Origin of the sequence: Pedobacter psychrophilus (assembly GCF_001652725.1) — a bacterium.
GTDB classification, from domain to species: domain Bacteria; phylum Bacteroidota; class Bacteroidia; order Sphingobacteriales; family Sphingobacteriaceae; genus Pseudopedobacter; species Pseudopedobacter psychrophilus.
In genome coordinates this window covers 1-9,708 of record NZ_LWHJ01000003.1, presented here as the reverse complement: position 1 = coordinate 9,708, position 9,708 = coordinate 1, and the positions used below count along the sequence as shown (strand labels likewise).

Sequence of the window (9,708 nt, the reverse complement as noted above, 5' to 3'; positions counted from 1 at the left end):
TCTCACAAAACGGTTAAACATTAGAAATTTAAGTATTTTCATTATTGTCTGATTTGAATTCGGAGTTGGTCAGTTTTGCTCAAGTTGCAGCTAACGTTTTGAAAATTTGCGTAGAAATGGCATTACTTGCAGAACCATTGTCGCACCGCACTGAATTAAATAATTAACGAAAGAATTAACATGAACCACCGTCAGCCATTTTTACGCAAATTTGCTGTTAGCATTCGTTGCTTTTTTGTCGATTTGTATAAGACTAATTTACTTGGATTTGTTCTTACCATTTCGGCTATTTTACAGCTTTTAGTATTAGCCATAAATTTAATAAACCTATTATGACATTAATTATTGAAAACCAAATGTTATATTTTGAGTTTCGCTTATTGAGTCGGTTCGCCTCAATATTTGAAACTGTCAATTCAGCTTCTAATGCCTCTTTGTCGTCAGCTTTAAATTTTTCGGATTTCTTTTCGGCGAGATATTTTAACCAACCGCCATTTGTGAAAACCTGTCGTCCATGGTCGGTTATAACCATAGCGTGGCGAGGTTGTGTCGGTCTTGCCAAATTCAAAGATTCTAGCCTGTCAACAAATGTATTATATGGAGCTGATTCGTCGCCAAGTAAATGGATCACAAAGTCGGCTACAAAAAAAGGACTTCCGTTATGTTCGGAAAGTTTCGATAATATTTTTTCTATGATTTGGTCTTCGGTCATGGCAATGTATGCTAACGGTTTGCTAATTTGTGCAGAAATGGCATTGCTTGCAGAACTATTGTCGTTAAGCACCAAATTAAGTAAATAACTGATAAATTACCGTAAACCACCGTCAGCCATTTTTGAACAAATTTGCTGTTACCAGCTGGCATTTTTTTAATTTTCAGTTATTCTCCAATCTAATACTTGACCAGTTTATTTGTCACAGGTCGCATTAACTACATCATTGTTTTTACCACCAAACCCATTATTGCACCTAAATATCATTGTAACAGAAAGAGTTTGTCCATTATCAGTATAATTAGTTTCAATGTGTTCAAAACTTTCAGGGTCTCTCAGCTTTTGCTTTGTATATTCTACCAATTTTAAATGTGAACCATCATAGTAATTGAAATTATTTTCAACTTCCTTTTTAGCGGTTTCTGCTTCTCTTTCTGCTTTTGGTTTAGAAAAGTGAAAAATTAGGCAAATAATTATAATAGCAATTCCAAGATACCAACCATACTTTCTATTAAATGAAGGCTGGTCCATTTCTCCAATTTCTTCTAATTTGATAAGCGTCTTACTTTTCTGATTTTTTTTATTTTCAAACTCTTCTTCAAAATCAAAATTTTCAGTCGGATGACAATTAAAGATGTTTTCAAAAATTTGTTTAGACTCAGTAATCATTTTATTTAAAACAACTTCATTGTCTGTCAACAAGACGGATTTATTAAGATTTGTATCGCTTATTTCAAACCCTAATGCCTTTAGTTTAATTATTTGGTCAGTACCAAAATTACTGGCATAACCTAAATCAAATATTATAACTGGATTGTTTTTTTCTTTGAAAAATTGGATAAAACTATCTTTTGTAAATGCTATAAAAAACCCTCCATATTCAATTAATTTAACTAATTCCTCCTTAAGTTTCAAATACTTTTCTTCTTTGGGTGTAACATTCACTTCAATTTTAATGTCTTTTTTATTCCCAAGTTCAGGTTTCGCTAATTTAATTTTTTCAACGTCTGCTTCTACTCCAATCAAACTCTTTAGTTCAGCATTTTCATTTTTATGTTTTAAGGCGTTCGATTCTTCAATTTTTAATAGTTGCTTACCACAATTAAAACAAAATTTGTTTTGTTTTGGATTTTTCGTTCCACATTGTCCACAGAAAATAGTTGGTTTTTCTTCCATTTTTTAGTTGTTAGTTTATTTGAAAAATCAATAGAACTTATGATTTTTAGCTAGAAATTCAAATAGTTTTATTTCAATTTCTCTTTAAAAAATTTTGTTATATCCTTCATTTGTTCTGTGATGTGTTTTTCGGTATATTTTTTCTCATGTAAATATTCTAATGCAATATCTTCCATTTCGGTTAATGAAATATGGTTTAAAACTGCTAATTTTCGCAGTTCTTTAGCTCTACTTTCATCAGCAGGATGTCCAGCAAATTCCCCGTCTTCTGAACCAAAACAGCCACGAATTTTCGATTTTGCAATTTTTAAATTGTCATTATTTTTACCGTGTTCATTATCAATCATAATTTTATTGTTAGTAGGTTTTTTATGCTTGCACCTAACGTTTTGAAAATTTGTGCAGAAATGGCATTACTTGCAGAACCAATGTCGCACCCCACAGACCTAAATAATTAACGAAAGACCTTAGTTGAACCACCGTCAGCCATTTTTGTGCAAATTTGCTGTTAGGTGCTGAAGCTTTATTCATTTTGCAATTTTTCTAACGAGTCAATTTTGAGTTGTAGTCGCTTTTTCCAGTTTTCTCCATTTTTTTCTGTCAAATATTTATGGATTACTTCATTATATCTTTTAAGTCCTTTGGAATATATCCCTACGTTCAAGAACGTAAATCCAAATTGCATTCTAATTGAATCTTTGGCTTTTGCAGTTTTCTCAGAATCACTTGAGACAAGAAATCCCGCTGTTAAAATTTGAACTTTCCCTTCTTTGAGGTCTTTCTTTGCTGTGAAATAATTGTAATATTCAGATAGTCCATAATGATAATCCACTGCTTTAGTTAGGTCGTATAAACTAAAAACTATAAAAGCTATTGGAATAGTTAATTTTATTCTTTTTACGTATTTTAATTTACGAAAAACAAATAAGCCGAGCACAAGTCCAGAAAAACATAGAATTATAATTACTAAAAGAAACCTCTTTATTTCAAAATTTTGCCAAATGTCTTTCCAATTCTCACCGACGTTTGTTAAGTCTAATGTTAAGGCTATTAAAGTCAGAAATCCTGCTGTAATTATAATTATGTTCGGTATGCGTTTTCTCATTTTGCTTTTGCACCTAACGTTTTGGCGCTTGGCGAAGGTGGCGATTTTCACCACAAATGTTGATGCGGAGAACCAAACTTTGATTTACCACAAATGTGTCTGCGGAACACTAAACCGCCACTTTTGCCAAACGCCTGTTGTATGCAGGCTTTTTTATCTTTATTGTTTAAATATTTTAATAAAACTGTCTTTTTGTAAATTGTCTAATGAAAGGTTATAATCTGCATTTTCTTTTTCATTTACAATTTCTCCACCAAAAGCAATGAGAACTTCTCTTAAAGAAATTGGGTTACTCCATTGCTGAAATAAAGCTTTAGTTGCTGTAATTGTAATTTCAGAATTGCCTGAAACCCTACATTGTCCAGCACCAAAATTTAAAATCACAAAACTTTGCCTATTGTTTACGGGTATTAGTATACCTAAAATGGTTTGATTTTGAACAGATTGACATTTGGTTTCAAGGAATAAATGATTAGGATTCATCATAAAATTGTAATCTATTTGGTCTCCTTTTCCTGCTACGATTTTATACTCGCAATTTCCTTGTCCAGAATATACATTACTGTTAATCAATGTTGGTTCATTTAAACCATTTTTTGCATACAAATATTCAACTGCACCATTTGGAGCATCTGTTATGTCGCCTGAATACATTAATTCTCCATTTCCTTGTTTGTATTCAGAGTTCCAACCGACTTTTCCACCAATATTTAATCCTGATAAATCTATGTCGTGAGCGCCCCATTGATTTTCCCAATACACACCAATAGCCAAAGTTTCGCCAAAGAATTTACTTCCAGTCGGTATATTTCCAACGAACATTTTTTCGGAAGTTGGCAAAGCATATTCTACATCTGGAGGGAGAAAAAATCTTTTTCCATTAAGTGTAAATCTCTGTTTACAATAATTTATAAGAAATTCATAGTTTGACCAAGCAGCACCAGAAACTTTATTGGTTTTAATAAAAGATTTTCCATTTCTAATTCTGTATGCAAAAGCATATTGACCTTGTATTCTTGAATGACAAGCAGAAATGGCTCTGAACAAGGCAAATGAAGTTGCATTATTAAGCCAATGTAAATCATCTTCTTGGTTCAAAATTATGCTGGTTACATAATTTAATGGATTTGATACTAATGGTTTATGGTGAACTTTTGAAAGTTTAGCGATTTTGTTAATTGCTTTTGGGCATTTGGTTTTGAATGCTAAGAATAATGGTTTGAAACGATTGAATATTTCGGCTAATTTTTCTAATCCAAATTTTTCAAATTGAATAGCAGGGTTATAATTGGAGGCTTTAATTGCTTCAATTACTTCTTTGCTTTTAATCAAAAGAGATTCGCCAGTTGTTCTATAAATAATAAATCTAAAGAATTCCAAAATATCATTTGGAATAATTCCATACATATCTGCAATTTTTATTACAGCTTCTTTGTTTTTAATATTTTCATTTCCTGTAAATTTATAATCAAGTTCATCAACGAGAATTGATAATACATCATTGATTGTTTCTTCTTTTAATGCAATACCCGATTGAAGTAATTGTAAACATTTTTCAATAATTACTTCTTTTGGATACGATTTTACAACCTTAAATACAACTTTTGTGTTTGGGATTTCTAATACTTCGTTGGGGATATAAATTTCATCTTCAAACTCACTACCATAAGTTGAAATATAATGTCTAATTTGTTCAATTAACAAATCTGTTCGTGAACTACTAAAAATTGTTTTCCAAGATTTATGAAAAGTTTTGTTTAGACCATATCCGTCTAATTTTTCATTCTTGTAGAAATTGAGAATTTCTTTTTTTGCCCATAAAGCACCAGGTTCAATAATGAACCCTTGCTCTGAAATAAAAGGCTTTTCGTCAGTTTCTTTAAGAACTACCGAGTTAAATAATTTAAGTGTTTTCATTTTAATTTCTTAAAAATAAGTGAGGAGTAATTTGGAGTATATATAGGAACTCCCTTTACCTATTAAAAAGATATCAGCGAGAAGTAATTTTCCAAAATATAGGAACTTCTTTTGCCGAATTTCTTGTTTTTATTTCTATTATTTATGTTTTTTTCATTCTGTTACGGTTTTTCGGTAAGCTTGCATACAACGGTTTGCAAGTTTGTACAGAAATGGCATTAAAGCAGTACCAATGTCAGCTTGCATAAACTTAATTAATTTGCAGAAAGTTACTTTAAGCAGGTCAGCCATTTTTGTACAAACTTGTGGTTAGGTGAAGCCATGTTTTTCGTTTTATATTTCCGATTTTATAATTAAAACCCGATTTAAGATAATCGTCTGTCTCTTTTGATATTTATTATTGGACTTTAATTTTATTTTCGCCAAAGTAAGCATGAATTCCCATAATTGCATCCTTACAAACTTCACAATAAAACCCTGATTCCATTCCGGATTTGTTGTCGTCATTAATGTGAATTTTTACGCAGTCAGGAAAATTATATCTGTTATTGATTTTTTCTAAGTTCAGAACGCAGTCATAATAAACCCATTCTCGACAATTTTCACTCCAAGCTTTCCCTCGAAAAGTCTCTTTAATCCCCTTCTCTTTCAATTCTGTTTCTAAACCTATTAAATGTTCACACATTATTTTTTATTGTCATTTGTCGATTTGCAATTCAATTTAGATTACTTTCAATTTATGCATTTTGTCGAGTTATGGTTGCACCTAACGTTTTGAAAATTTGCGCAGAAATGGCATTACTTGCAGAACCATTGTCGTACTGCACTGCACTAAATAATTAACGAAAAACCTGAGTTGAACCACCGTCAGCCATTTTTGTGCAAATTTGCTGTTATGTGTTCGTACTGTTATGAAAGCTGTTTGTCACGCTTGTTACCCACTTCTTTCAGTTCTGTTTTTGACTTCTTCGACTTGTAGTCTGTAATAAACTGGCTGATTGCTTTTCTTTCTTTGTCGTTTAAAGGCTCGCTTTGAATAATAAAGTCAACTCCTTTTGGTTCTCTTATAAATCCCATAATCTTTAGGTTTTAAAATATTTTTCAACTAATAATTTAGACGATTCGGTCGGAATAATCATCCGATGTCCACCGAAGTGATAAGCGCCCAATGATTCCTCATAATGTCTGACTAATTTTGTTTTTGCGGTAAATGCAACGAAGCCGTCAAATCCATACTGAAATGAAAGTTTGCAAGCATAGGCAACCAAATTTCCTGCTACACCTTCGTAAAGTTTGTTCTGTCCGATATTGAAAGGAGCATTTTCAAGCAAATTCATATAAATGTGGTCTGCTTCTTTTGTGATACTCAGCAAACCTTGAACGATGTCTAAATTGTTTACAATAGTCAGTTTATAAACTTCTTTAATGTCATCTTTCAACTCGGTTTTCCAATTGAAATTCCAACCGTTTTTAACCGTAATATTTTTACTATCGGTAATTGTAAATCTCGCCACTTCGGTCTGAAAACTGTCGCCAGAAATAGTATTTTGGATGGAATTGGTCAGTTTGTCAACCACAAAATCCAATTGTATTTCTTGCTCTTTTTTCATTGTGTTAATTTACGAAAATATTTCCAATGAGTAATATCGTTGCGGTCGGGTAAGTATGACACATAACGTTTTGGCGCTTGGCGAAGGTGGCGATTTTCACCACAAATGTTGATGCGGAGAACCAAACTTTGATTTACCACAAATGTGTCTGCGGAGCACTGAACCGCCACTTTTGCCAAACGCCTGTTAGCGGTAGTTTTTTTATTCAATTCTGTCTGTGTTATACTTGTCTTTAAAGTCTTTTATTGAATTCTTCTTATTGTCATTGTTATAGTTCAGATTGTCTTTATTGAAGAATTTTTGTTTAAATTCATTAAGTTCTTTCGCTTTTTCATACTCAAATTCTTTATCATAAATTTTGTCACTGCCGAAATAAAGTCGGTCTTCGTGGAAATAAAAAAGTCCCCAATTAAGTGTCTCGTCAAATATTATTAGGTCGTCAGCAAAGAAAAGTCCTTGCCAATATTTAATTACCATCTTCCAAGTTAGTGTTACTGATTGTCCACTTCTTTCGCTGTCAATAAATACATACTTGTCAAACGGAATGGGTTTGTTGTATAGCCACTTCTTAATTTCTGTCTCACAGTTCTCTGTTACTTCAAATTCTTCAATTGTCTTAAAGTATCTTTCATTAAATGGTTTCCATAATGGACCTGTTACCATTTTAGAACTGTTAATATAGTTTTTGACAAATTCACTCGCTTCTTTGTTTAGAAAGAAAATTTGGTCTTTATGTTCCTGAGGAATTTCATTTGCTTCTTCAGGCGACCACAAAAAACTCCAAGTCTTTGGGAAGTCAGTTGAGTAAGTTTTTATGTTGTCAAAATTTATCATTCTTGTTTACTGTGTCGTTCTGTAAAATTACCGCTAACGTTTTGAAAATTTGTGCATAAATGGCATTACTTGCAGAACCATTGTCGTACCGAACTGAACTAAATAATTAACGAAAAACCCAAGTTGAACCACTGTCAGCCATTTTTGAACAAATTTGCTGTTAGTGGCTGGGCTTTTTTTCAATTTGTTTTTCGAGTTTGTCGATTAATGTCTCTATGTTGTTATAAAAATTCGTTTTGTAGGGTTCATCCAAAATTTCAAGGTCAGGTGTTCCAAAATGATGTTCTATTTCGTGTAAAATTAATTCTTTGATTTCGGTTCTTGTCTTTCCGTTGTAAGTAGCGCTTAAAAGTTGATTAGTCAAACAGTCGTATTCGTCAATTGGTGCACCTGAATTTATAAGCCCACAAGGGTCAAATTCATTTACAAAGCCTTGAACAATTTCAAAATCATCTTTATACTTGTGTTTTAAATCGGTACTGTGTTTATTCACTTTCTAATTCTGTTTCTATTGTCTAACTTGTTTTAGCATTCAAACTCAACTTAAACCAAATTTTCTTTGTCATAGGTCAATTTAGTTCTCACTACCATTAATTTCCATTCTCTAAATTTTAACCTATTTACTTTTTTTTCGATTTTGTCGGGTAGCCTTGCCACTAACGTTTTGAAAATTTGTGCAGAAATGGCATTACTTGTAGAACCATTGTCGCACCGCACTGAATTAAGTAAATAAAGATGAACTGACGTAAACCACCGTCAGCCATTTTTGAACAAATTTGCTGTTAGTGGCTGCCTTTTTTATAAGTCGACATGTTTATATAAAGTCACATCACCATAGTATTCGTTGATGTCATAAAATCCTTTTAACTTAAGGTCATATAAAATTTCAAATACCCGGTCGTCCATTCTTTCATTCATGATAGTTTCAAAGTTAATCTTAGTTCCTATTTGAATTTCTTTAATCCTTTTATTAAACAATCTTACTTTTTCTACTGCGGTCTTTTGAAATTTGATAGGATAGGAAAATTCATCAACACTTAGCTCATCAAGCTCAGCTTCAAATCTAGCAGGATAGGGTGTCGTCAATCCTCTGTCTCCAAACCCGAAATAGAATTCCTCAGATTCTATAAGATTATATTCCTTATTCTTATAGTCATCTTTCCAATGTGGGAGAACTTTATTTTTATTGACCCAATGAAAAACAAAATCGCCTATATTACTATCAAAATGAAACTGCGCACTTTCAAAATCTATATTTCGTAAAATATGCTCCATTTTTAATATAAAAAGATTCCAGTCAATAAGTTCTAAGCCGAACGATTTATAAGTCGTTCCAAACGTAATTAACATATTTTCATAATAGAACGGTCGCACATACTCTCCCAGACCAAACATATTTGTATTTATGAATGGATAAATCTTGTCTTCTCCAAGTGACTTAATAAAGGCAATAGAATTGGCATAATCTCTGTCAATTTTTATTGCTCCATAAATTGAGTTATTTTCCATTACTATATGATGTGAAAATTGTTCGGTTTTTTTAAGGTTGCCACTAACGATTGGCGAATTTGTGTTGTAATGGCATTATAGCACTATTTTTTGTAAAAGTAGAAATTAAATTAATTAGTAAACAGTAAGTAAACCGATGTCGGCCATTATAATACAAATTTGTGGTTACCTGCTGGCATTTTATTCAATTTTCTTCCTATTTCTATTTTGTCCATAGAATGGGTGATTTCCTAATACAGCATCATTCGTCAATTCGTCAACGAAACCACTTTCTTGTCCCGCTGATCTTCCGTCATATTCATAATATTTTACAGTTTTAGGTAAATTAAACCGTTGTCTTATTTTTTGTTCGTCAAAATAACAGTCGAAATAAACCCATTCACCTTTTTTCTTTTCGTCATAAATGTCCTTGCCACGATATGTTTCTTCAATTCTACTTCTACGACATAAATAGTCAATCTTGATAAGGTGCTCAGAGGTTATTTTTGATTTTTGTCCAAAAGAACCACCACTACCGTGATATGCTTCACATTCTAAGATAAATTCTTGTCCACAGTTAATACATTGAAATTCTTTCTGGTAATAATCTGAATTGTCGCCAAAGTCACCTGTTAATTTAAGAACCCCATTTTCGGTTAATTCTTTAGTAAGTTTTAAATACTTGTTCAAATCGTCAGGTGATTTGATATATTTTCTTTGTCTATATGTTTTGCAATCGCAGGTTGTGTCATTCATATGCTTGCAGGTAACGATTGGCGAATTTGTGTTGTAATGGCATAAAAAGCACAAACTTGTCTGCCCGTAGAAATTTAGTTAAATGTGATGAAATAACATAAAGCAGTTCA

Annotated in this window: 13 protein-coding genes; all 13 read right to left on the bottom strand. The window is 32.1% G+C overall.

Annotation, left to right across the window (positions count from 1 at the left end):
* Positions 1–286: 286 nt before the first annotated feature.
* Entirely contained in the window at positions 287–784 is a 498-nt protein-coding gene (locus A5893_RS00250; protein ID WP_157687314.1) for a hypothetical protein, read from the bottom strand.
* A gap of 123 nt (positions 785–907) precedes the next feature.
* The gene (locus tag A5893_RS00245; RefSeq protein ID WP_068820538.1) at positions 908–1,888 is read right to left on the bottom strand and encodes a zinc ribbon domain-containing protein; all 981 of its coding nucleotides are present in this window, start codon (positions 1,886–1,888) and stop codon (positions 908–910) included.
* A 68-nt stretch (positions 1,889–1,956) separates the two neighbouring features.
* Positions 1,957–2,235, bottom strand: a complete 279-nt coding sequence (locus tag A5893_RS00240) for a hypothetical protein (RefSeq protein WP_068820537.1) — start codon at positions 2,233–2,235, stop codon at positions 1,957–1,959.
* 176 nt (positions 2,236–2,411) lie between these two features.
* The gene (locus A5893_RS17780) at positions 2,412–2,993 is read right to left on the bottom strand and encodes an FEKKY domain-containing protein (protein ID WP_068820536.1); all 582 of its coding nucleotides are present in this window, start codon (positions 2,991–2,993) and stop codon (positions 2,412–2,414) included.
* A 159-nt stretch (positions 2,994–3,152) separates the two neighbouring features.
* Positions 3,153–4,910, bottom strand: a complete 1,758-nt coding sequence (locus tag A5893_RS00230; RefSeq protein ID WP_068820535.1) for a hypothetical protein — start codon at positions 4,908–4,910, stop codon at positions 3,153–3,155.
* 397 nt (positions 4,911–5,307) lie between these two features.
* Positions 5,308–5,595, bottom strand: a complete 288-nt coding sequence (locus tag A5893_RS00225; protein ID WP_082911257.1) for a hypothetical protein — start codon at positions 5,593–5,595, stop codon at positions 5,308–5,310.
* Between the two features lie 224 nt (positions 5,596–5,819).
* A complete protein-coding gene (locus tag A5893_RS17775) occupies positions 5,820–5,987 on the bottom strand; it encodes a hypothetical protein (RefSeq protein WP_198342228.1) in 168 nt (55 codons plus the stop codon).
* A 5-nt stretch (positions 5,988–5,992) separates the two neighbouring features.
* Complete coding sequence (locus A5893_RS00220) at positions 5,993–6,520, bottom strand: hypothetical protein (RefSeq protein ID WP_068820533.1); 528 nt, start codon at positions 6,518–6,520, stop codon at positions 5,993–5,995.
* 201 nt (positions 6,521–6,721) lie between these two features.
* Complete coding sequence (locus tag A5893_RS00215) at positions 6,722–7,294, bottom strand: hypothetical protein (protein ID WP_232456778.1); 573 nt, start codon at positions 7,292–7,294, stop codon at positions 6,722–6,724.
* Between the two features lie 220 nt (positions 7,295–7,514).
* Positions 7,515–7,847 (bottom strand): hypothetical protein, encoded by a 333-nt coding sequence (locus tag A5893_RS00210; protein ID WP_068820531.1) that lies wholly within the window; start codon positions 7,845–7,847, stop codon positions 7,515–7,517.
* 50 nt (positions 7,848–7,897) lie between these two features.
* A complete protein-coding gene (locus A5893_RS17985) occupies positions 7,898–8,071 on the bottom strand; it encodes a hypothetical protein (RefSeq protein ID WP_157687310.1) in 174 nt (57 codons plus the stop codon).
* Between the two features lie 81 nt (positions 8,072–8,152).
* Complete coding sequence (locus A5893_RS00205) at positions 8,153–8,863, bottom strand: hypothetical protein (protein WP_068820530.1); 711 nt, start codon at positions 8,861–8,863, stop codon at positions 8,153–8,155.
* Between the two features lie 180 nt (positions 8,864–9,043).
* Positions 9,044–9,598, bottom strand: coding sequence for a hypothetical protein (locus A5893_RS00200; protein WP_068820529.1), 555 nt, complete (start codon positions 9,596–9,598; stop codon positions 9,044–9,046).
* Positions 9,599–9,708 lie beyond the last annotated feature (110 nt).

Excerpts from the sequence above, each read along its gene's own strand:
- A5893_RS00245 (WP_068820538.1), bottom strand. The coding sequence starts at position 1,888 with ATGGAAGAAAAACCAACTATTTTCTGTGGACAATGTGGAACGAAAAAT.
- A5893_RS00240 (WP_068820537.1), bottom strand. The coding sequence starts at position 2,235 with ATGATTGATAATGAACACGGTAAAAATAATGACAATTTAAAAATTGCA.
- A5893_RS17780 (WP_068820536.1), bottom strand. The coding sequence starts at position 2,993 with ATGAGAAAACGCATACCGAACATAATTATAATTACAGCAGGATTTCTG.
- A5893_RS00230 (WP_068820535.1), bottom strand. The coding sequence starts at position 4,910 with ATGAAAACACTTAAATTATTTAACTCGGTAGTTCTTAAAGAAACTGAC.
- A5893_RS00225 (WP_082911257.1), bottom strand. The coding sequence starts at position 5,595 with ATGTGTGAACATTTAATAGGTTTAGAAACAGAATTGAAAGAGAAGGGG.
- A5893_RS17775 (WP_198342228.1), bottom strand. The coding sequence starts at position 5,987 with ATGGGATTTATAAGAGAACCAAAAGGAGTTGACTTTATTATTCAAAGC.
- A5893_RS00220 (WP_068820533.1), bottom strand. The coding sequence starts at position 6,520 with ATGAAAAAAGAGCAAGAAATACAATTGGATTTTGTGGTTGACAAACTG.
- A5893_RS00205 (WP_068820530.1), bottom strand. The coding sequence starts at position 8,863 with ATGGAAAATAACTCAATTTATGGAGCAATAAAAATTGACAGAGATTAT.
- A5893_RS00200 (WP_068820529.1), bottom strand. The coding sequence starts at position 9,598 with ATGAATGACACAACCTGCGATTGCAAAACATATAGACAAAGAAAATAT.